Origin of the sequence: Gaoshiqia sediminis (genome assembly GCF_025907915.1) — a bacterium.
Taxonomy (GTDB): Bacteria; Bacteroidota; Bacteroidia; order Bacteroidales; family Prolixibacteraceae; genus Gaoshiqia; species Gaoshiqia sediminis.
Map to the genome: position 1 here is coordinate 1 of NZ_JAPAAF010000018.1, position 20,752 is coordinate 20,752.

Annotated in this window: 18 protein-coding genes; 13 read left to right on the forward strand and 5 right to left on the reverse strand. The window is 43.0% G+C overall.

From position 1 onward, the window contains the following. Positions 1–286 precede the first annotated feature (286 nt). The 4 genes from floA to N2K84_RS12375 are packed head-to-tail and all read right to left on the reverse strand — an operon-like array spanning position 287 to position 3,345. Positions 287–1,264 (reverse strand): flotillin-like protein FloA, encoded by a 978-nt coding sequence (gene floA / locus N2K84_RS12360; RefSeq protein ID WP_282592130.1) that lies wholly within the window; start codon positions 1,262–1,264, stop codon positions 287–289. Then, entirely contained in the window at positions 1,264–1,737 is a 474-nt protein-coding gene (locus N2K84_RS12365; RefSeq protein ID WP_282592131.1) for an NfeD family protein, read from the reverse strand. Before N2K84_RS12365 ends, floA begins: the two co-directional genes overlap by 1 nt. A gap of 10 nt (positions 1,738–1,747) precedes the next feature. Continuing rightward, positions 1,748–2,026, reverse strand: coding sequence for an ATP-dependent Clp protease adaptor ClpS (locus N2K84_RS12370; RefSeq protein ID WP_282592132.1), 279 nt, complete (start codon positions 2,024–2,026; stop codon positions 1,748–1,750). After that, the gene (locus N2K84_RS12375) at positions 2,023–3,345 is read right to left on the reverse strand and encodes an SPOR domain-containing protein (RefSeq protein ID WP_282592133.1); all 1,323 of its coding nucleotides are present in this window, start codon (positions 3,343–3,345) and stop codon (positions 2,023–2,025) included. Before N2K84_RS12375 ends, N2K84_RS12370 begins: the two co-directional genes overlap by 4 nt. 263 nt (positions 3,346–3,608) lie before the next feature. Between N2K84_RS12375 and bcp the strand changes: the two genes are divergently transcribed. The 12 genes from bcp (at position 3,609) to N2K84_RS12435 (ending at position 17,465) form a co-directional block, all read left to right on the forward strand. Further along, positions 3,609–4,076, forward strand: a complete 468-nt coding sequence (bcp, locus tag N2K84_RS12380) for a thioredoxin-dependent thiol peroxidase (RefSeq protein ID WP_282592134.1) — start codon at positions 3,609–3,611, stop codon at positions 4,074–4,076. Between the two features lie 2 nt (positions 4,077–4,078). Then, complete coding sequence (recA, locus tag N2K84_RS12385; protein ID WP_282592135.1) at positions 4,079–5,107, forward strand: recombinase RecA; 1,029 nt, start codon at positions 4,079–4,081, stop codon at positions 5,105–5,107. 378 nt (positions 5,108–5,485) lie between these two features. Next, a complete protein-coding gene (gene thrA / locus N2K84_RS12390) occupies positions 5,486–7,915 on the forward strand; it encodes a bifunctional aspartate kinase/homoserine dehydrogenase I (RefSeq protein ID WP_282592136.1) in 2,430 nt (809 codons plus the stop codon). 89 nt (positions 7,916–8,004) lie between these two features. After that, positions 8,005–9,213 (forward strand): cofactor-independent phosphoglycerate mutase, encoded by a 1,209-nt coding sequence (locus tag N2K84_RS12395; RefSeq protein ID WP_282592137.1) that lies wholly within the window; start codon positions 8,005–8,007, stop codon positions 9,211–9,213. Positions 9,214–9,314: 101 nt separating this feature from the next. Beyond that, the gene (gene thrC / locus N2K84_RS12400; RefSeq protein WP_282592138.1) at positions 9,315–10,616 is read left to right on the forward strand and encodes a threonine synthase; all 1,302 of its coding nucleotides are present in this window, start codon (positions 9,315–9,317) and stop codon (positions 10,614–10,616) included. Between the two features lie 274 nt (positions 10,617–10,890). After that, positions 10,891–12,414 carry an alkaline phosphatase gene (locus tag N2K84_RS12405; protein ID WP_282592139.1) on the forward strand — a complete coding sequence of 508 codons (1,524 nt, stop codon included), beginning with the start codon at positions 10,891–10,893 and terminating at the stop codon, positions 12,412–12,414. Between the two features lie 78 nt (positions 12,415–12,492). Continuing rightward, the gene (locus N2K84_RS12410; protein WP_282592140.1) at positions 12,493–12,981 is read left to right on the forward strand and encodes a hypothetical protein; all 489 of its coding nucleotides are present in this window, start codon (positions 12,493–12,495) and stop codon (positions 12,979–12,981) included. A gap of 15 nt (positions 12,982–12,996) precedes the next feature. After that, a complete protein-coding gene (locus N2K84_RS12415; RefSeq protein ID WP_282592141.1) occupies positions 12,997–13,638 on the forward strand; it encodes a YibE/F family protein in 642 nt (213 codons plus the stop codon). Between the two features lie 165 nt (positions 13,639–13,803). Continuing rightward, on the forward strand, positions 13,804–14,208 hold the full coding sequence (locus tag N2K84_RS12420; protein WP_282592142.1) for an energy transducer TonB: 405 nt from the start codon (positions 13,804–13,806) through the stop codon (positions 14,206–14,208). Positions 14,209–14,304: 96 nt separating this feature from the next. Beyond that, positions 14,305–14,697, forward strand: a complete 393-nt coding sequence (locus N2K84_RS12425; protein WP_282592143.1) for a BlaI/MecI/CopY family transcriptional regulator — start codon at positions 14,305–14,307, stop codon at positions 14,695–14,697. Further along, positions 14,690–16,165, forward strand: coding sequence for a TonB family protein (locus N2K84_RS12430; protein WP_282592144.1), 1,476 nt, complete (start codon positions 14,690–14,692; stop codon positions 16,163–16,165). Before N2K84_RS12425 ends, N2K84_RS12430 begins: the two co-directional genes overlap by 8 nt. Positions 16,166–16,229: 64 nt before the next feature. Then, on the forward strand, positions 16,230–17,465 hold the full coding sequence (locus N2K84_RS12435; RefSeq protein ID WP_282592145.1) for a tetratricopeptide repeat protein: 1,236 nt from the start codon (positions 16,230–16,232) through the stop codon (positions 17,463–17,465). 162 nt (positions 17,466–17,627) lie between these two features. Here N2K84_RS12435 and N2K84_RS12440 read toward each other — a convergent pair whose 3' ends face one another. Next, the gene (locus N2K84_RS12440) at positions 17,628–19,856 is read right to left on the reverse strand and encodes a tetratricopeptide repeat protein (RefSeq protein WP_282592146.1); all 2,229 of its coding nucleotides are present in this window, start codon (positions 19,854–19,856) and stop codon (positions 17,628–17,630) included. 402 nt (positions 19,857–20,258) lie between these two features. Between N2K84_RS12440 and N2K84_RS12445 the strand changes: the two genes are divergently transcribed. Beyond that, entirely contained in the window at positions 20,259–20,723 is a 465-nt protein-coding gene (locus tag N2K84_RS12445) for a divergent PAP2 family protein (protein ID WP_282592147.1), read from the forward strand. Positions 20,724–20,752 lie beyond the last annotated feature (29 nt).

A 20,752-nucleotide genomic window follows, 5' to 3' on the forward strand; every position in this document is an offset into this window, starting at 1 on the left:
AAGAGTAGATCTCTATCTACCCTTTTCAAACCTAACTAAACCAATAAAACTAATCAAACCTAAACTTATGAAATAAAATCTACGACAAAGATATGCTGAAAAACACAGTTTTGTGTTAAGTGAATGTTAAAACATATGTTGCGCAGCATTTTTTATAATACCTGAATTTTATAAATAAAGCCCGGATGTTTCCAGCCGGGCTTTATTTTATTGTAACTACTTGTTTTAATGTGCTTTATCTGTTGATGCTTGTTGGGTTGATTCTATCAACAAGATTATCAGCCGGTTACTCGTTTTTCTTGTTTTGCTCTTCGCCCGCAATGGATTCGCGCATTTGGGTATCGGCAATGATGTTTTTGTACTTCATGTAATCCATGATCCCCAGGTTTCCGCTACGGAATGCTTCTGAAATGGCTAGCGGTATTTGCGCTTCCGCTTCAATTACTTTGGCTCGGGCTTCCTGTGCTTTGGCTTTCATTTCCTGTTCAAGGGCTACGGCCATAGCTCGGCGTTCTTCAGCTTTGGCTTGTGCAATGTTTTTATCGGCATCGGCTTGGTCAATTTGCAAACCGGCGCCAATGTTTTTGCCGATATCAATATCAGCAATATCAATCGACAGGATTTCGAATGCAGTTCCCGCGTCCAGCCCTTTGTTCAATACCAGTTTGGAAATAGAATCCGGATTTTCCAACACCGACTTGTGTGTGTGGGAGGAACCGATAGATGAAACGATCCCTTCGCCAACGCGCGCTAATATAGTTTCTTCGCCGGCGCCACCAACCAATTGCTTGATGTTGGCACGGACCGTTACGCGGGCCTTGGCAATCAGCTGAATACCATCCTTGGCAACGGCAGCAACGGGAGGCGTGTCAATTACCTTGGGGTTTACCGACATCTGAACGGCTTCAAACACATCGCGCCCTGCCAGGTCGATCGCTGTGGCCATATTGAAACTCAGGTCGATATTGGCTTTTTCGGCCGACACCAGTGCGTGGACGACCATGTCAATTTTTCCACCGGCCAAATAGTGGGCCTCCAGTTTGTCACGGTCCAGTTTGATCCCGGCTTTAGTTCCTTCAATTAACGCGCGCACAATAACTGATGGCGGTACTTTGCGGAAGCGCATCAGGAAGAGCTGCAAAAGCGAAATTTTTACTCCCGAAACCAGGGCCGAAAACCACAGCCCAATCGGTATAAAATATAAAATGATAACGAGCAGGATAAAAATCCCAAAAATTAATCCAAAAGGTCCTACGTATTCCATTATTCGTGATTTATTGGTTCGACAATAACTTGTGTTTTCAGTACTTCAATTACTCTGATTTTTACTTGTTGGTCGATAAACCCACTGATGGATTTTCCCTCCATGGTTTGATTGTTGATGCGTACTTTTCCCATGGGTGCCAACCGGCCTATCGTTATTCCTTCGTCGCCGGGGTGCACGAGGTTAATGTCAACCTGGTCAACTTTTCCGGTGATTTCGGAGTCTAGCACCATTTTTTTACCGCTACGGCTTTTAAAAAAACGAAATACCAGCAATGGGGAGGCTATCAAAACAAAGGCCAGGGTAACAATACCGGCCACAACTCCATACGTGTTGAAGGCCAGGTAAACACTGACCCCAAGCATAACGACCCCGCCAATACCGGCAATGGTAACGCCCGGGATAACGGCAAACTCGAGCAAGAGCAGCAGGATTCCCAGGAAAATCAGGAATAGGATAATCAGAATGGTCATGTTTTATCGGTTAATCGATGGTTGCTTTCAGCTCTTTATCAACCAGAGCTTTTTTCATTGGACTAAGGTAATTAAAACTTCCCTTTTTTATATCACATTTCCCCTTGTAATGTGTCAGCAAGGTACATTGAACGGCTTGTTCCGGCTCGTGATCGCAGATATTCATCAAGGCCTCAATGACATAGTCGAATGAATGATGGTCATCATTATGAAGGACAAGCAACCGGTCATTTTTTGAACCGATGTCCTCGTCCTGTGAGGTTTTGTTTTTTAAGTTCTCTTTTTTCATTGTTCGGTTATTTTTCTGGCTTCGCTTACACTTATACGTTCATTGTTTTTATAGGCTGCAATAATGGCGTCCTGAATTCCTTCCAGCTTCACTTGTTTTTGCATCTGCAAGGCATCCTGATAGTTTTTTAGTTCTCCGACGGTATAAACCGTAACGCCTTTGTTATCGGTATATTGGTCGATGCGGCGGATGACCGACAGCTTTTTGAATTGGCGTTGTACCCAATCGGGCGGGGTTTTGCTGTAGGCGCCAATTTGTATTTTATAAACGACCACATCGGCTGACGGGGTCATTTCTGAGGCTGGTTGAACAACCGCTGTGTCGGTCAGGATTACCAGTGGTGCGGTTGGTGTAGCGGCTAGTTTTTTAGCTGTCGCTGCTTCCCGGATACTGTCCTGCATGCGTTGGATCGTTTCGCGGAAGTTATTAATTTCTGATTCGCTGGCCTGGCCCCAGTAGTTCGCCTCTTTCTCATTGGCTTCCAAATATGCATTCCTGGCCTGCTGGTTTAGTTGGTAGGTGTCTTGTTCGAGCGTTAATATTTGTCCGGCCAAATCAGTTTTTACCGAATCGTGGGAGCTTTCATAGGCTTGGCGCAATTGGCCAATTTGTTCCAGTTTTGCTTGCAGGTCCTGCTCAATCAGCCAACCTTTAATAAATGCCTGTCTGGACGATTCATTTTTAAATTGGTCAACCTTTAAGTACTTGATTTGCGAATTAACTTGAAATGAGATCACCGTATCTTCAAGTAATTGAGGTATTTCAATAGCTAATTCTGGCTTCGGGGTTTCTTCAATAATTTGTGTGACCGGATCGGTAGCTTGAATGGTGTCAGGCAGTGCAATTGCTATTGCTGGTGTTTTAAAAGGATTAATTTTGTTCTTGCACATATCCAGAAGTTCTTTGGCCCGGGTGTTGCCCACTTCTTTCTTTTTGGCTGTGCTGATAAACTGCTGGTAGCTTTTTTCTGCATTTTCCCAGTCCGAAGTGGCTTGAAAATATTGTCCCAGATAATAATAAGCCTTCGGAAATTTTGCTGAAGCTGTTCGCAACGATGAATAAGTTGATTTTGTGAATTCCTCGGTTTCAGCCAAACTCGCACCCAGGTAAAAGTTCAGCTCCTCATCATCCGGGTATAATCGGGCCAGGTCTCTAAAAACAGGAAGTGCTTTTTCGTAATCACCTTCATTGAAAAGTTGTTTGGCCTGCATTTCCGGATCGGTTTGCGCAAAAACTATGTTTCCCGAAACAGTTATGACTAGGCTAAACATTAAGACAAGTAAACTTGTTTTCAGGTATTGCTTTATTTGTAGTAACATCGTTCATTTCGGTTTTTGTCGATATAAAAATACAAAAATAGTTGAATGGATTTGGTCTTGCCGGTCGGTGCAAAAGGCAATTAATGTAACAATAACCAGGCCGGTATTGGGACAGAACCGGGGATTTTTTGTTGTATTTATGATTAGTCACCCTTTTGTTGGTTAAAATGATCCTGGTGAGATTTGTGAATTATTTTTAGCTGGAGCGACGTTTGTTATCATGGCTAATTCAAGTATATTTGTCTAATTAAACAAAAATAATTATGGCTTTGCTCAACAAAGGCGACCAAGCTCCTGAATTTAAAGGGGTAAATCAAAATGGTGATACAATTTCCCTGGGCGATTTTAAAGGGAAGAAGTTAATTTTATATTTTTACCCCAAGGATAACACCCCCGGATGTACTGCTGAGTCATGTAATTTAAGTGACAATTACGATGTCTGGTTGGCCAAAGGTTACGAAGTGGTTGGCGTGAGTCCGGACAGTGTTGCATCGCACAAAAGATTTGCCGATAAATACGGATTTAAATTCAACCTGATTGCCGATACAGAACATGAAATCCTGGAGGCATACGGCGCATGGGGCGAAAAAAGCATGTATGGCAAAAAATATATGGGTGTTTTACGCAGTACCTATGTTATTAATGAAGAGGGAGTTATTGACGAAGTATTTGAAAAGGTCCAGACCAAAGATCATACAAACCAAATTATCAAAGCATTAGATTTGAATTAAACATGGCAAAAGAAGAACAAAACAACGTAAATAAGGAAAAGCTGAAAGCGCTTCAGCTGACCATGGATAAGATCGAAAAAAGTTACGGTAAGGGCGCTATCATGAAAATGGGCGACCGCGCAGTGGAGGATGTTCCTGCTATTTCCTCCGGGTCTATCGGGTTGGATATTGCCCTGGGGGTTGGCGGTTATCCCAAAGGCCGTATTATTGAGATTTACGGGCCGGAGTCATCAGGAAAAACAACCCTGGCCATTCATGCCATTGCCGAAGCGCAAAAGGCTGGTGGCATCGCGGCCATTATTGATGCCGAACACGCTTTCGATCCGTTTTACGCCAAAAAGCTGGGTGTTGATACCGACGAACTGTTGATTGCCCAGCCCGATAACGGTGAGCAGGCCTTGGAAATTGCTGATAATCTGATCCGTTCGGGAGCGGTTGACATTGTGGTGATTGACTCGGTGGCCGCGCTGACCCCAAAAGCTGAAATTGAAGGCGAAATGGGCGATTCCAAAATGGGCTTGCAGGCTCGTTTGATGTCGCAGGCGTTGCGAAAATTGACTGCCAACATCAACAAAACAAAAACCTGCTGTATTTTCATCAACCAGTTGCGCGAAAAAATCGGTGTCATGTTCGGGAATCCCGAAACAACAACCGGTGGTAATGCACTTAAATTTTATGCCTCTGTTCGCTTGGATATCCGGCGTATTGGTCAGATTAAGGACGGCGAAGAAATTCAGGGGAACAACGTTCGCGTGAAGGTGGTGAAGAATAAAGTGGCCCCTCCGTTCCGTAAAGCTGAATTCGACATTATGTACGGCGAAGGTATTTCCAAAACCGGCGAAATTATCGACTTGGGCGTAAATTACAACATCATCAAAAAAAGCGGTTCGTGGTTCAGCTATGGCGAAACCAAACTGGGGCAGGGACGCGAAGCAGTTCGCACCATTTTGCGTGACAACCAGGAATTGTCGCAAGAAATTGAAACAAAAATCTTTGAAGCTGTAACCACGACAACGGCCGCTGTGGTATAGAAGATATAGTATGCAGTGACGTCTGGGTGGGGCAATGCTGCTTCACCCAGATTTTTTTTGTACATACCTGTTTTAGCTTCGTGGGTTTGGCTGGGCATAAAAAAGAAATTTTATTCATGCCGGATAGAATACAGGCCTGAGTTGAAAGTTTCTGTTTTAATTGCTACGATTTAAAGGATTTTGGTTGTATTTTTGGCGATTTTGAAAGCAACGGGAGGCGAAGGCTTATAAATATGAAAGATCAAGCGGAAAATTGTTTCATCTTTTGTTTTGAAAAGAAATAGTTTCCCCAAAAGTTTATCAGCAAAGGCAAATGAAGGATGTGTTTCCAGTGCCTGTGCAATTTTTAATTGAATACCAACTATTTAACGGTTACAAATGAAAGTGTTGAAATTTGGAGGTACTTCCGTTGGAAGTGCTGAAAACATCCGAAGGGTGAAAGAAATTGTGAAAAGTCAGAGCGACGATGTGATCGTGGTTGTTTCTGCGTTGGGCGGAATTACTGACAAGATACTGAACGCCTCGAAAATGGCCGTACTGGGTACGGAATACTTCAACACGGAAATCACGGGTATCAGGGGAAGGCACGAGGAGGTTGTCGAATCGCTTTTTGAAGGGGAGAAGAAAGAAGAGGTGAAAGATCGGGTTAGCAAACTACTGGATGAACTGGAAAAGGTAATTCAGGGTGTATCCATGATTGGAGAGCTTACCCCAAAAACACTCGATAAAATCGGTGGTTTTGGCGAACGACTTTCTTCCTTGATTATTAGTGAGTTTATTGAAGGCGCTCAATGGGTTGACTCTTCCCGATTGATAAAAACGGACAGTGCTTTCGGAAAAGCCCAGGTTGATTTTCATGTAACGATGCCGCTGATCCGTGAAAAATTCAATGGGTTTACCGGAATCTGTGTTGCCCCGGGCTTTGTATCCAGTAACCGCGAGGGCGATTACACCACCTTGGGCCGTGGCGGATCGGATTATACAGCCGCTATTTTCGCGGCGGCCCTGAATGCATCGGTCCTGGAAATCTGGACCGATGTGGATGGCTTCATGACGGCCGACCCGCGCGTCATCAGCAAAGCATATGTGATCAAGTCGCTGAGTTATGCCGAAGCCATGGAATTGTCACATTTTGGAGCAAAGGTAATTTACCCGCCAACCATTTTGCCGGTTTACAAGAAGGGCATCCCAACCTGGATTAAAAATACCCTGCGACCCGAGGCTGAGGGAACGCTGATTACCGAAAGCCGCAAAAACGGCAAAGATTTGCCTATCAAGGGGATATCGTCCATCTCCAATATCACCTTGATGACTGTTCAGGGGCTGGGGATGGTTGGTGTGACTGGAATTTCTATGCGCTTGTTTGGAGCGCTGGCCAAAGAAAATATCAATGTGATCCTGATTTCGCAGGCTTCATCGGAAAATTCAATTTCTGTGGCCATTGATACTACTAAAGCGGAGCTGGCGGAAGCTGCCATTCGCCAAGAATTTGAGCGCGAAATTGCTGTTGGAAAAATCAACAAGGTTGAAATGGAAAGCGACCTGTCGATCGTGGCCATCGTGGGTGAGAACATGAAACACTCCACGGGCATTGCCGGCAAATTGTTCAACACAATTGGGAAAAACGGGATTAACATCATTGCGATTGCACAGGGTGCTTCTGAACTTAATATTTCGTGGGTAGTAAAAAACAGCGATTTACGTAAAACGCTCAATGTGGTGCACGAATCGTTTTTTCTTTCTGAAAACGTGGAAGTTAACGTTTTTCTGTTGGGAATTGGTTTGGTTGGCGGAAATTTGCTGAACCAAATTCAGCACCAGCAAGAAAAGTTGTTAAAAGAGAAGCATCTGAAAATAAAGCTGGTAGGTGTTGCCAATTCCCGGAAAATGTTGCTCAACCGCGAAGGTATTGACATTGAGGGCTTCAAAGACAAACTGGAACACGAAGGGCAGCATTCCAGCCTTCATTTGTACAAGCAGGCGGTGATCGATATGAATATCTTCAACTCGGTTTTCGTGGATTGCACGGCGGCAACAGCGGCAGCCGATTTGTATGCCGATTTGCTGAATGCCAACGTGTCTATCGTGACGGCCAATAAAGTGGCTGCGTCCTCTGAATACGAAAACTACCTGATGCTGAAAAAAATTGCCAAACGTAAAGGCGTTAAGTTTTTGTTCGAAACCAATGTGGGCGCCGGTTTGCCCATTATCAACACCTTGAATGACTTAGTCAACGCGGGCGATAAAATACAGAAAATAGAAGCGGTACTTTCGGGTACGCTGAACTTCATTTTCAATACCATTTCGGCTGATGTCCCGTTTAGCCAGACGATTAAGATGGCCAAGGAGCAAGGCTATTCCGAGCCGGATCCGCGTATCGATTTAAGCGGGATTGACGTGATGCGTAAATTGCTGATCCTCGTTAGGGAATCGGGGTATAAAATTGAAAAGGAAGATGTTGCCATCAATAAATTTGTACCGGATGAATTTTTTGCCGGCAGCATGGATGATTTTTGGGCAGGCATTCCGCAGTTGGATGCTGATTTTGAAGCCCGGCGAAAAGTGCTGGAATCGCAAAACAAATGCTGGCGTTTTGTGGCCAAATATGAGGATGGAAGAGCCGAGGTAGGCTTACAGGAAATTACCCAGGGGCACCCTTTCTTTGATTTGCAGGGAAGCAATAACCTGGTGATGTTCACAACGGAGCGTTACCACGAATTCCCGATGATCATCAAAGGTTACGGGGCAGGTGCTGCTGTAACGGCAGCCGGCGTTTTTGCCGACATCATCCGCGTATCAAATGTGTAACAGTAATAAATTAAGAGTAGGTGAGAAGACCTATTTTAGGTTCACGACTCGTGACTCGCTACTCAAGACTATTTTTTAGATAGAAATTTATGAAATATATTATCGTTTTAGGGGACGGCATGGCTGACGAGCCATTGGAAAATTACGGCGGAAAAACCCCTTTGCAAATGGCCAATATTCCGGAGATTGACCGGTTGGCAAAGCTGGGCCGGTGTGGACAACTGGTAACCGTTCCGGCAAGTATGCACCCGGGCAGCGAAATTGCCAACATGTCGGTGTTGGGCTACGATGTGTCCGCAGTTTTTGAAGGACGCGGAACCCTCGAAGCAGCCAGCATGGGCGTAAAACTGGAAGAAGGCGATTTGGCCCTGCGTTGCAACCTGATTTGCATCGATGGCGAAAATATCAAGAACCACTCAGCCGGGCATATCTCCAACGAGGAAGCGCATGAGCTTATTGATTTTCTGAATGAAAAGCTGGGCTCGGAAAGAGTTGTCTTTCATAAAGGAGTTTCGTACCGGCACTTGTTGGTGGTGAAAGGTGGCAAAAAACAACTGGCCTGCACGCCACCACACGATGTTCCTGGCAAACCATACAAAAATTATCTGGTGAAAGCCAAAGAGGCTGAAGCAGAGGACACAGCCGATTTGCTGAATGAGCTGATTGCAAAGTCGATGGAATTGTTGCCGGAGCATCCGGTCAATCAAAAGCGAAAGGCTGCCGGGAAAGATTTGGCCAACAGCATTTGGCCGTGGTCGCCGGGTTATAAGCCACAAATGCCCACGCTCAAAGAAATGTACGGCATTGAAAAATCAGCCGTAATTTCGGCTGTTGATCTCATTCAGGGAATCGGTGTGTATGCCGGCATGGATGTCATAAAAGTGGATGGTGCTACCGGTTTGTACGATACCAACTACGAAGGTAAAGCAAAGGCTACTATGGATGCGCTAAAAAATCACGATCTGATTTACCTGCACATCGAGGCCAGCGATGAAGCCGGGCACGAAGGAAATGTGGAGCTGAAAACCAAAACGATTGAATACCTCGATCAGCGCGTGGTGAAATACCTGGTGGAAGAGACAGCGAAAATGGATGAACCTGTCACCATTGCGGTATTGCCTGATCATCCAACGCCTTGTGCAACAACCGTCCATACCAAAGACCCGGTACCGTTCATCATTTATAAACCCGGAGCAGAGCCTGACGGTGTTGAAGCTTACGATGAATTTACCGTGCAAAAAGGAAGTTATGGCCTAATTCACGGCGCCGATTTCATCAAAGCCTTGCTGGAGGATTGATTGGGAAAGTTGGTTATTAATAGTCATTTGTTGTCATTTGAACTTGGACAATGGACAACCTGTAATTTGAAACTCGGAACTTGGAATTTGAAACTTGAGATATGAAATACTACAGTACCAACAAATCGGTTCCTGAAGTGACGCTGAAAGAAGCGGTTACCAAGGGTCTGGCCGACGATAAAGGCTTGTTTATGCCGGAGCGAATCGAAGCGCTTCCTGCCAGCTTTTTCGAAAATATCCACAACATGTCGTTTCAGGAAATTTCTTTTGAAGTAGCCAAAAAGTTTTTTGGCGAGGACATTCCTGAAGCTGAACTAAAAGCCATTGTTTACGATACGCTTAATTTCGACTGTCCGGTGGAGCATGTCTCCGGTAACATTTATTCGCTGGAGCTTTGGCACGGTCCAACGCTGGCATTTAAAGATGTGGGCGGACGTTTCATGGCCCGTTTGCTAGGTTATTTTTTGCAGGGGAATACCGAACACGTGAGTGTGTTGGTGGCTACCTCCGGTGATACCGGGAGTGCCGTAGCCAACGGATTTCTGGGGGTTCCCGGAATTCATGTGTACGTGCTGTACCCGAAAGGACTGGTGAGCGAAATCCAGGAGAAGCAGTTCGCCACCCTGGGGCAAAACATCACTGCCATTGAAATTGACGGTACATTTGACGATTGCCAGCGTTTGGTGAAAACGGCCTTCCTCGACAGCGACCTGAAAAATGCGTTGACCCTGACTTCGGCCAATTCCATCAATGTGGCCCGTTTTCTCCCGCAGGCATTTTATTATTTCAATGCTTACGCCTGTTTGAGGGAACAGGGGATTACCGGTGAAGTGGTGTTTTCGGTTCCCAGCGGAAACTTTGGCAACCTTACTGCAGGTCTGTTTGCAAAAAAAATGGGACTACCCGTCAAACGGTTTATTGCGGCCAACAACGAAAACGACATTGTGTATAACTATCTGCAAACCGGGAAGTACGAGCCACGTACGTCGGTAGCTACCATTGCCAATGCGATGGATGTGGGCGATCCAAGTAACTTTGCGCGAATCCTTGATTTGTATGACCATTCATACAAGCGCATTAAAGCAGATATAAAAGGTTTCCGTTATTCGGATGACGAAATTCGGGAGGTGGTGAAATCGGTTTATCAACAGGTTGGTTACCTTACCGATCCGCATGGGGCAACCGGTTATAAGGCCTTGACCGAGGATTTACAGGAAGGCGAAATTGGCGTGTTCCTCGAAACAGCCCACCCTGCTAAATTCACCGAAACGGTTGAAAAAATAATTGGTGTTGGCAACGTTCCGCTGCCCGAAAAACTAGCTGAATTTATGAAAGGGGAGAAGCTTTCCGTTCAGCTGAGCAAGGAATTTGAAGCGTTTAAATTTTTCTTGCTTCATAAATAAGAATCAGAAAAGTAATTATACAATTTCAGGGTTTCACGAAAGTGGGGCCCTGATTTTTTTTATGGAGTAGGGCACAAACTTTAATTTGTTTTTTAACAAATTGTAAAAAAACAGAATATATATCCATAGCTCATTAATGAACAAATGATTTCTATAAGTTTTATGAAGAATTCATATTCAGCCGATAACCTGATTTTATCATAGCCTTGTGTTAATGTTGAATTTACGGTAGTGGGTTAGACTTGCAGAAGAAAAAAACCAAAAATTATTTGCTATGAAAAGAATGAATTTTTTGCGCATTTTGAGTGTGTTGTTTATTTTTTCTATCGCTTTCACGGCGTGTAATAATGACGATGACAGCAAAGTGGAACCCAACTCGATTAGTGAGTACAAAACTCCAAAGTATGTCTTCTTCTTTATTGGAGATGGAATGTCAACTCCACAGATCAATGTTACCGAAGCTGCTTTGAATGATCAGGATTTCACATTAAAATCGGCTTCCATTTCAAGCACCGTGGGTATCGGGAAACTGAATATTCGCCAATTCCCTGTTGCCGGTATGCAAACCACCCATGCTGAAGACCGGTATATCACCTGTTCTGCTGCAGCTGCAACAGCTCTTGCAACTGGATACAAAACTACGATCAATACTATTGCTATGAATGGTGAGCGTACCCAGGATTTTACAACCATGGCTGAAATGGCTAAGGCAAAAGGGATGAAAGTGGGTATCATTTCTTCGGTAAGTATCGACCATGCTACTCCGGCCTGTTTTTATGCTCATACTCCTGACCGTAACAATTATCAGGAAATTGGCCAGGATTTGATTGCTAGCGGGTTCGATTATTTTGCTGGTGGTAACGTACGGTTCAATAAGTATAAAGATTATTCATTGAATAATTTTATTACGGATGCCACCGCCCAAGGTTATTCGTATGTAAATACAAAAGCTGGCTTTACGGCATTAAATGCCAATTCCGGTAGAGTAATTGCAACCTTGAAAAGTCTTGAAACTTATACCGGTGATTCTGGTGCAATGCCTTACGCGATAGACCTGAATGCTCAGGAAAGCGAAGATGATAAAATAACCTTGGCCGATTTTACAGAAAAAGGCATTGAGTTGCTTGATAATGAAAACGGGTTCTTCATGATGATTGAAGGGGGTAAGATTGACTGGGCTTGTCATGCCAATGATGTTGTATCAAGCGCTATGGATGTGGTCGCATTTGATGAAGCCATTGGAGTTGCTCTTGCTTTTTACAAGGAACATCCGGATGAAACCCTCATCGTTGTTACGGGCGACCACGAATGTGGTGGTTTGACCCTAGGTTTTGCTTCAACTGATTATGAAACATCTTTCGACTTATTGAAACACCAAACTGAATCTTATTTCATTTTCACCAATAAAGTAAAAGCCTGGAAACAAGCAGGTACGAAAACTTTTGAACAAGCCATGACTGAAGTGAAAACTTCTTTTGGCTTGGGTGACGAATCAAAAGGGCTTGGACTGTCTGAATATGAAGAAAGCCTATTAAGAAGCGCTTTCGAGAAAAGTATAACTGGCCAGAATGGATATTCTGCGGATGAGGCATATGTTCATTATGGTTCATATGATCCTTTTACAGTAACCGTTACCCACATTTTAAACAACAAGGCAGGAATCGATTGGACAACTTTCCAGCATACCGGAACCCCCGTGCCTGTTTTTGCATTGGGACAGGGACAATATGAATTTAGCGGTTATTACGACAATACTGATATTGCTAAGAAAATAATTGAAGTGGCTAAATACCAATAATTAGGAATTTAAAAAATAGAAAAAGCCTGCATGTATCCATATTTCATGCAGGCTTTTTTATCTCAGATCATGATGAAAATGAATTTTAAGACGAAGGCCAATAAACTATTTGTAATTACTATCAGTTTGGCCTGTTTTGTATTGGCATTATTACCCACCGGCTTTGAGAATCCTTCGCTGACCAATTCAACCCAAAGGGTAAAAGCAAAAGTGTTGTCGGTTGATAATGATGATTTGCAATCATATAGTGTGGTAACTGTTGGTACACAGGAATTAGTATTGAAAATTCTTTCCGGTAATTTTATTGGGGATACAGTTCGGGCGCAAAATGTATTGATGGGGCAAATGAAGATTGATAAGGTTTTTAAACCTCACGATCGGGTGTTGGCCGTTTTGATGCTCGATGAGAGTAACTTGAAAATAATTTCAGCCCGTGCCGACGATATTTATCGGATCAATCTGGAACTATTGCTTTTTGCTTTGTTCGCTATGTTTTTGGTGTTGTTTGCTGGTTGGATTGGATTTAAAGCATTGATCTCTTTTGTCTTTACAGCTTTGACGTTTTGAAAAATCCTGATACCGTTGTTTCTTAAAGGTTATGCCCCAATTCCTGTTTCCTTGATCGTTGTATCAATGTCCACTACTGTGATTATTTTGTTGATCAGTGGTTTTTCAAGAAAAGGATTGGTTGCTTTATCCGGTTCCGTGGTAGGCATTCTGATCACTTCGCTGTTGGCATTACTTTTTGGATATTTTTTTAAAATACCTGGAACCGTACAAGAATTTTCGGAAACGATACTTTATGCCGGATTTTTACATTTGAGATTATCAGATATTTTTTTGTCGGCAATCTTTATATCTGCAGCAGGCGCGGTGATGGATGTGGCCATGGATATTGCAGCATCGCAAAATGAGTTGATCATTAAACGCCCCGACCTGAGTGTTAAAGAATTGATTTTATCAGGATTCAGTATTGCTTATCCGGTAATTGGAACTATGACTACGACACTATTGTTTGCCTATTCAGGGAGTTTTATATTTGTCTTTATGCTGTTTATGGCAAAAGGAACCCCCATGGTGAGCATCTTTAATACAAATTATATAGCCGCCGAAATATTGCATACAATCATTGGGAGCTTTGGGCTAGTTTTGGTAGCACCGGCTACCGCAATCATTGGAGGATACATTTATACCATTCACGGAGAAAAGAAGGTTGTGAAATAAAATTCGTGAACATGTTTAAGTACTTTTTTAGCGCAAATTGTTGGGCCATAACATGATTACTGCATGCAGAATTATTTAATGCATTTATAACTATAAAATTAGTTTGAAAACTATAAAATTAGTTGTAAGTTTGTTTTTATATTTATTCATCAAAAAAAACAACTTATGAAATCAAAGATTTGGTTATTATTTTTGGCGGTGCTGATGATGCCAGTTGCAGCATCAGCACAGGAGGAGCGTAAAAAAGATGAAGGCGGTGCCTATTTCGTGGTTGACGAGATGCCTGAATTTCCCGGTGGAAATGAGACTTTACGTAGTTTTTTGTTAGAAAATGTGAACTATCCGGAGGAGGCAAAAAAAGACAGCATTACCGGTAAGGTGTTTGTTTCTTTTGTCGTTGACGAAGCGGGGAAAGTTATTCAAATTAAAATTGAAAAAGGGGTTGATCCGTTGTTGGATCAGGAAGCCCTGCGTGTTGTTGGGTTAATGCCAACCTGGAAGCCTGGAAAGGAGAATGGTGAAGTGGTTAAGGTACGTTTCAACTTGCCTGTAAACTTTGCCTTGGATTAATTTTTTTCTATTTTATAACTAAAACAATAGTTTAAAAACTATCAGTTTAGTTAAATTTGGCTAAAAATTTGCTGAGCACTAAAAGCTAATGACTTAATGACTATGAAAGAACTGACGAAAGCAGAAGAACAAGTGATGCAATTGCTTTGGAAACTGGAAAAAGCGTTTGTAAAAGACTTGATTGAACAGATGCCGGAGCCAAAACCAGCCTATAATACGGTTTCTACCATTGTCCGGATTTTGGAGAAAAAAGGCTTTGTAGGTTATGAGGCTTTTGGGAAAACACACCGGTACTTTCCGCTTATCAGCAAAAAGGAATATACCCGGAGGTATATGAAAAACTTTATGAAAGGTTATTTCAGTAATTCATTCAAGGAAATGGTCTCGTTTTTTGCGCGCGAAGACAATATGAGCATGGCCGATCTGGAAGTACTGATGAAAGAAGTTGGCCGGGATTTGAACGAAGAAAAAAACAGAAGCGATGAATAGTTTTATCCACTACATCCTGGAATCGGGAATCAGCCTCGGTGCGTTTTCTCTGATTTATTTTCTGTTCCTGCGTCAGGAAACATTTTTCACGGCCAACCGTTTATTTCTGCTCTTTGCTGTCGTTTTTTCAAGCCTGCTTCCCCTGCTGCATTTAAGGGTTTATGAACCGGATAATTTAGTTGGAGTACCTACATCTGACACTGTCAATATGTTGGAAGCCATTACGATAACCGGCTCTGGTTTCTCCGGTTCTTTGGCTGGTTGGATATCAGCGAGCTACCTGCTGGTGGTTGGTTATTTGGGTATTTCTGTTCTGGTTGCGCTTTTTGTGCTGCTCAGGATTGGTCAGCTGGTTGTGATCATTCGGAAAGCACAGGTGTTGCCTAAAAGTGGAGTCAATTATGTTTATATCAACGATAATTCAAGCCCGTATTCTTTTCTTAACTATTTGTTTGTGAGCCGGAACATGGAAAATAATCCCGCTTGGGATAAAATGCTTGTACACGAAAGTGAACATATCCGCCAAGGGCACACGGTGGATATTTTAGTACTCGAGCTGATCAGCATTGTACAGTGGTTTAACCCGTTTTTTTGGCTATTGCGGCGGGTAATCAAGGAGAACCACGAATACATGGCCGATCGGGCGGTATTAAATAAAGGAGTGGCGATCAATCAATACAAAGAGATTCTCGTCACCCAGTTTATTGGCAGTCAGTTTTCGATAGCCAATAATTTCAATTCATCCTTAATAAAATCAAGACTAAACATGATGACAAAAATTAAATCTTCGAATATGTCCAAATTCCGTTATTTCATCGGCGGAGCGATGGCTGCCGCATTATTGCTGGCTTTTGCCTGTGAAAGTAAGGATAACACGATTGTTGATAGTGAGCTGATGAATAACGGCGTTCAAATCCGGTCCGCGTCGAGCGAACAACCGCTGATTTTAATTGATGGTGAAATGGCCGACCGGGAGGCTATGGCAAAACTGGATCCCAATGGGATACAATCGGTTAATGTTATGAAAGAAAGTTCTGAGAGCTTGGTCCAAAAATATGGCGAGTTGGTTAAAAATGGTGTCATTGAAATTACGCTAAAGGCAGGGGCAACAGATGTTGCAAAGGAAACTCAGGCGCTTTTGGCGCAAGATGGGGATGTAGTTTTCAATATTGTTGAAGAGATGCCTGATTTTCCAGGAGGCGAAGTTGCTTTTCGTCAATATATTGCCAATCATATTTCTTATCCGGACGAAGCTAAGATGAAAGGTATTGCCGGTAAGGTATATGTCACTTTTGTGGTTGAGAAAGACGGTTCGGTAGGGCGGGCAACGGTCGTCCGTGGTGTTGATCCGTTGCTGGATGCTGAAGCTTTGAAAGTGGTGAAAGAGATGCCTGCCTGGACTCCCGGAAAACAACGAGGAGAAGCGGTGGCCGTTTCTTATACCATACCGATCAATTTTGCATTGTAGTAATTTTTTATCCGGGGCTTCGGATGGCGCCGAAGTCCCGGATTTCTATAAAACCAATTAAGCCATGACCAGAAAACTAATCCTCCTGTTATTCTTGTTGCCCTCATTTGCTGGCTTTAGCCAGAAAATTGATTTGCTTCTGCTAAACCGGGAATTTGAAAAAGCTATTATCGTTATTGATGAAAAATTAGCTGAAAATCCTTCGGCGGAGTTGTATTACAAACGAAGCCTTGCAAACAAGCAATTGATGGATTACCCGGCGGCATTAAAGGATTTGAACCATGCTATTTCTTTTGATTCCACCCAAGTTATTTATCGTACTGCCAGAGCCGATATGTACCAATCTTTGGGAAATTATGAAAAAGCAGTTGCCGATTTCAAACATGCCTTAATTATTCATCCGGGTGATCTGCTGATAAAATATGAACTGGGGAAAGCATATTTGTGGCTGAACGATTATTCCGAAGCCTATGAGACTTTTGAAGAAATACAATCGGTCGATTCAACCAATGTCATGTTTAATAAATACAGTGCGTTGGCCGCTTTTAAAGCCGAAAAGTATAAAAGGGCAATTTATTTGTATCACAACTATCTGTTGCAGAACGAAGATGACTTGAGCGCTTACCTGAATCTTGCTGCTTCTTATGAAAAATCGGAAGAGAAAACACGGGTTAAAACGGTTTTATTCAGCGCTAAACAGAAGTTCCCGAACAGCAGGGCCCTGCATTTGAAACTTGCAAATACCTTTTTTGAAAATAAAGATTATCAGTTTGCCCAGCAGCAATACCACAAATACATGGCCCGCTATGACACCCTTTTGCCGGTTTTGCTGAATTACGGAATCTGTTTGTATCACAACAAACAAACCGAGGATGCAGTCGAAATTCTTGAAAAGTGTTACAGTGCGGCGCCGAATGATGTTTATGTGAATTTTTACCTGGGCGTTTGCCATAAACGATTGAACGAGTACGATTTAGCATCTGAATACCTGGATTTTGCCATTTACATGTCCATCCCTGAATTTCATCCGGAGATGTACCATCATCTGGCCCAGGTTTATGGTGCCATGCGGGAATTCGAACGATCGATAGAATGTTACAAGAAAGCCTACGAGCTGGATGCGAATAAAGTAGAGGTTCTGTTCGAAATTGCTACAACTTACGAGGAGTTCAATTTCAATTCAACGCTCGCGCTGAATTACTACCGGGCCTATTTAAAAGAAGCGGGCGAACAGGCTGAAAATGCTGATTATGCGCTCAGTCGCATTGAGAAAATCAAGGAAGAACTGTTTTTCGAATAGGGGAATTAAAACTCTGATTAATTGAACGGCATCTTACTTCCGCGATCAAAGTTAACTGAGTACCGCGCGGCTCAATGTTTATCAACCAAGATTTTACTTTGTCACTTTTTAAAGCGTGCAACGACGCGTCGCTGAATTAGTCAATTTGTTTGTTTATCACCTTTATTTTTCTACAAAATACCTCAGCTGGTCGAGCATGATGGGCACATCGTCTTTATCGATGCCCTGTTGGAGCAACTGGGGCAAGTCTTCGTCGAAAACATCCATGAATTCGGCTTCAGAGAAACCGTTTGTTGAAATGGATTGTTTGTAATAATCCAGCGCCGTTTTTCGGTTGCCCAAGCTCCACTGAACGTGCCCCATGTTCATCAGATCGTGCTTGTTGGGACCTTCCTCCATGAGCTTCAGAAAATATCTTTCGGCCTGCTCCTTTTTTCCTGTCAGAAACGAACACCAGGCAATGGGGCGCCACACTTTTTTATTTCCGGGAGCCAGGTATTCCACTTTGAAATAGCATTTCAGCGCTTCGTCAAACTGGTCCAGTTCGAGTAAGCAGTGCCCCACGTTCAACTGGTTGTTCAAATCATCCGGATTAAGCTGTTCGGCATGCTTGTAGTACTCCAGCGCCTTGTCGGGTTGTTTGAGGTTTCGGTAGCAAAGGGCAATTTTTTTCAAATTCCACAAGCGGTTCAAATCGTACAATTCGGCCTGCCGGTATAGTTCCAACGCTTTTTTATAATCTCCCAGCTTTTGATAACAAAAAGCGATTTTCTGATAAAGTTCCCCGTTCTTTTCGTTGGTTAACAGGTATGCAAGAATTCCAGCAGCTTCTTCAAAATAATTCTTCGAAAAATAGTATTCTGCAATATTCCGGAGCACCTTTTCATCTTCTTTTAAAATGGCTCCAAGGGCAATTTTATGATGAAAATCGAAACGCCAGCCAAAAATATCAGTGAAGTCGTTTTTCCGGGGATGTAGTTTGTAAAAACGATATAAATCCTGAATGTACTGGTTAGAGACAAATTCTGCTTTCCGGCCAGGTCCGGTCAGTTCTTCTTCGTTTTCTATTTCATTAAACTGGTCCATCTCGGCTTTCATTCCCCGGGTCAGGAATTCGCGGTTCTCCTTGGGCAGGCTTTGAATACTGAGGCAAAACGAGTATTTATCCGAATTGCATAAAATAGGCGCCCTACTGATCATGTCAACAAAACTCCGGATTATCTCGTCGGAAAGATCAACAGCCTCTTGTATTTCAGGGTTTTCGCTAAAAAAGGGGATTAACCAGTTGGCAATTTCATTGAAAAAGGGAAACGATTTTAGCATAGCGAACGATCCGATAAAAACATCAGCTCCCTCCAATTGCAATTCCGAGAATTCCTGCATCTTGTCCATCAACTCCGGCGAATCTTTGAAAATTTCCTGCCATTCCGGATTTTTATCGTCCGAAAGTCCTTCTTCCATCAAACTGTCGAGGTTTATTTTATCCTTCAGGGTTGGACTGATTTTAATCATTTCAGGAATAAGTTCATCGCGAATACGTTGCTGGAGTTTTTCTGTTTCTTTGCTTCTGATCAGCTGGACAATGATACGTTCCAGGTTTCGTTTGAATTCCAGATGCTCGTTCAATATCTTCAATCTTCCCGTAATTTCCGGATAGAATGGCAGCCTGGAGTCGTATTGATAAAAGTTGATGAGCAAGCCGACCAAAGCCCGCTGATTGATTGCCGTTTCTTCCATTTCGAATGCATTGAACAGCAAGGTGAATTTCGCCTCATCGAAGTGCCGTTGCAGGCTTAAGGTTAAAGCCGAAACAAGAAACGATTTGTAAGCAACCAGAATTAACGGGCTTGAAAAAAACTTTCCGAGCAGTACTATTTCGTCGGGGTTCAACTGGTCCCGCAACCAAACATGATAAAACAACCGGACGATTTTTTCCCGGTGATCAACGGCTTCGGCTAAATATCCGGAGGTCATGGTTTTTTTGTTACCGGACGGTGATTGCAACTCATCGCGCAAATAAAAATCCTCCACTTCGGATAAAAAAGACTCAAGATCAGGAATAAACTGATTTTTAAATATTCTTTTCTTTTCGTATTCAAGGGAAGATGAATATTTTAAGCGAATGGCTTCGTTTACTTTATCGGCCAGTTCAAATGCTGAAACAATTAACCGGCGATACACTTTTTGCCTTTCCGGATCCTGTATCCCTTCAACGGTGTATTGAAGCATGTAATGATAGGTTTGATCCAGGTCCCGCCATTCGTCGTAAAAAACCCCTAACCCGTTTTCGGTAATAAGAGTTTCCAGCCGATCGAAAGCTGGTTTTATCTTCCTTTCTGCCAGGTTATTGCAAATTTCGGAATATCGTATGTTGAGTTCTTTATCCGTCATAATTTTAACCTCCGAATCAAAGTACATAAAAGCGTGGAACGCATCAAAAAGATACGCTCTCATCTGGTTATACACAAAGCCGGCAGTCGCTGTTACAGTCCCGGGCAATCGTTTTTAACGTCAAAACCGGGCGATGCTAGTGTTGAGTTATGCTTAGAATAGCGGAGGTTATGCGGAATTTATTTCAGCATCTCACTTTATAGCAACAGATTCCGAAACAAGTTCGAAATGACATTCCGTCATTAGAGGCTTACCGCAACACTAGTTCCGTTTTAGGTGATAGCTGAAATCTCTTGTAAAAGTTTTCGGCCCCAAGGTTGCCGATTATTTCGTGCTGACAGTGCCCGGTAAAAGTGAAAGAAATGCCTATCTTCGGATGGAATGATTATCAATTAATAATGTTTGGGAGGAACGTTCATGCACCATAATCCGGCATTTCAAACTGCACTGGCAGCGCTATTGGCAATGGTTGTCGCACAGGCGCTTAAGCTTATCATTTTCAGGATAATGAAAGGGCGGTGGAACTTTGAACTACTAAAGTCGAATGGCGGGTGGCCAAGTTCACACACGGCTGTTGTAACTGCGTTGACGTGTTCAATTGCTTTTTTCGAAGGTATCGATAATTATTTTTTCGCCATTGCCGTAACATTCTCGATCATTACCATACATGATTCGATGGGGGTGAGGTACGAAGCGAGCAAGCATGCCCGGTTTTTGAATATTATTTCAAAAAAAATCGATATTGAAGGGTTGGAAGAATTTAAAAGCACGAAGCTAAAGGAAAGTTTGGGGCACACCATGGGTGAGGTCATGGGCGGTGTGTTGATTGGTTTGCTGGTTGCGCTAATCCTCCGGCTCAATAGTTGAACCGGAAAGTCATTCCCAGACAATACGCA

What these genes read in the sequence shown, in the direction of transcription:
- floA (WP_282592130.1), bottom strand. Translation starts at nt 1,264, where the DNA reads ATGGAATACGTAGGACCTTTTGGATTAATTTTTGGGATTTTTATCCTG.
- N2K84_RS12365 (WP_282592131.1), bottom strand. Translation starts at nt 1,737, where the DNA reads ATGACCATTCTGATTATCCTATTCCTGATTTTCCTGGGAATCCTGCTG.
- N2K84_RS12370 (WP_282592132.1), bottom strand. Translation starts at nt 2,026, where the DNA reads ATGAAAAAAGAGAACTTAAAAAACAAAACCTCACAGGACGAGGACATC.
- N2K84_RS12375 (WP_282592133.1), bottom strand. Translation starts at nt 3,345, where the DNA reads ATGTTACTACAAATAAAGCAATACCTGAAAACAAGTTTACTTGTCTTA.
- bcp (WP_282592134.1), top strand. Translation starts at nt 3,609, where the DNA reads ATGGCTTTGCTCAACAAAGGCGACCAAGCTCCTGAATTTAAAGGGGTA.
- recA (WP_282592135.1), top strand. Translation starts at nt 4,079, where the DNA reads ATGGCAAAAGAAGAACAAAACAACGTAAATAAGGAAAAGCTGAAAGCG.
- thrA (WP_282592136.1), top strand. Translation starts at nt 5,486, where the DNA reads ATGAAAGTGTTGAAATTTGGAGGTACTTCCGTTGGAAGTGCTGAAAAC.
- N2K84_RS12395 (WP_282592137.1), top strand. Translation starts at nt 8,005, where the DNA reads ATGAAATATATTATCGTTTTAGGGGACGGCATGGCTGACGAGCCATTG.
- thrC (WP_282592138.1), top strand. Translation starts at nt 9,315, where the DNA reads ATGAAATACTACAGTACCAACAAATCGGTTCCTGAAGTGACGCTGAAA.
- N2K84_RS12405 (WP_282592139.1), top strand. Translation starts at nt 10,891, where the DNA reads ATGAAAAGAATGAATTTTTTGCGCATTTTGAGTGTGTTGTTTATTTTT.
- N2K84_RS12410 (WP_282592140.1), top strand. Translation starts at nt 12,493, where the DNA reads ATGAATTTTAAGACGAAGGCCAATAAACTATTTGTAATTACTATCAGT.
- N2K84_RS12420 (WP_282592142.1), top strand. Translation starts at nt 13,804, where the DNA reads ATGAAATCAAAGATTTGGTTATTATTTTTGGCGGTGCTGATGATGCCA.
- N2K84_RS12425 (WP_282592143.1), top strand. Translation starts at nt 14,305, where the DNA reads ATGACTATGAAAGAACTGACGAAAGCAGAAGAACAAGTGATGCAATTG.
- N2K84_RS12430 (WP_282592144.1), top strand. Translation starts at nt 14,690, where the DNA reads ATGAATAGTTTTATCCACTACATCCTGGAATCGGGAATCAGCCTCGGT.
- N2K84_RS12435 (WP_282592145.1), top strand. Translation starts at nt 16,230, where the DNA reads ATGACCAGAAAACTAATCCTCCTGTTATTCTTGTTGCCCTCATTTGCT.
- N2K84_RS12440 (WP_282592146.1), bottom strand. Translation starts at nt 19,856, where the DNA reads ATGACGGATAAAGAACTCAACATACGATATTCCGAAATTTGCAATAAC.